This is a genomic window from Candidatus Laterigemmans baculatus (assembly GCF_010367455.1).
Classification (GTDB): domain Bacteria; phylum Planctomycetota; class Planctomycetia; order Pirellulales; family Pirellulaceae; genus Laterigemmans; species Laterigemmans baculatus.
The window spans coordinates 1-825 of record NZ_WRPR01000152.1; the positions used below are offsets into that span (position 1 = coordinate 1).

General features: G+C 67.2%; 1 pseudogene. It reads left to right on the forward strand.

The annotated features are described in order from the left end of the window. Positions 1–825 (forward strand): annotated as a pseudogene (locus tag GNK13_RS21355) (hypothetical protein); the annotation flags it as partial.

The window sequence follows — 825 nt, forward strand, 5'->3', positions numbered from 1 at the left end:
CACTACCATCTGGTCCTCCGCAATCGGCCCGACCAGGTTCAGCGGCTCTCGGACCGTCAGGTCGTCGAGGCGTGGCTGATGGTCTGTCCGGGACCGCGAAAGGAGAAAAACGGGACCATTCGCCCGCCGAGCGAAACGGAAATTCAGTACGAGCTGCAAAGGCCGGGCTGGATCACCGAGCTCCGCCAACGGCTGTCGAACCCCTCCTGGCTGCTCCGCCAACTCGACCAGTACATGGGGATCCGGTGCAATGCCGAGGACGGGGCCAGGGGCCACTTCTGGGAAGCCCGCTTCGTCATGCGGCGTCTGCTAGACGAAGCGGCCGTGCTCGCGTGCCTCGCATACGTCGACCTCAACCCGATTCGCGGTGGGATGGCCGAGAGCCTTGAGGAGTATCCGTACGTGTCGATCGGCGAGCGGCTGCGGACGCTCGACGGCGGAGCGATTGAGCCGTCGAGCTGGCTGGCCCCGATCGCCCTTGCCGAGGAGACCAATCGCCAGCCGGTGACGGTCGTCAATCGGCTCAAACGCGAGGAATTGGCCGCAGCCCTTCAGACGCAGCAGGAGCGTCCGCTGGGCTGCCTACCGATGCAACTGGACGAGTACGCCGAACTGTTGCAGTGGCTCGCCAGCAACGCCCCGGCGGTCGCCAGCGAAGAACCGCCGAGCCGGCAGTGCTCGGCAGGCACTTCGCCTGCCGAACAAGCACCGGCGACACCCGTGCCGGCGACACCCGTGCCGACTTCACCCGCAGAGCGGAGCGGCCCAGCTCCGCAGGAGGGTTCGGCTCCGCAGGAGGGTTCGGCTCCGCAGGAGGGTTCGGCT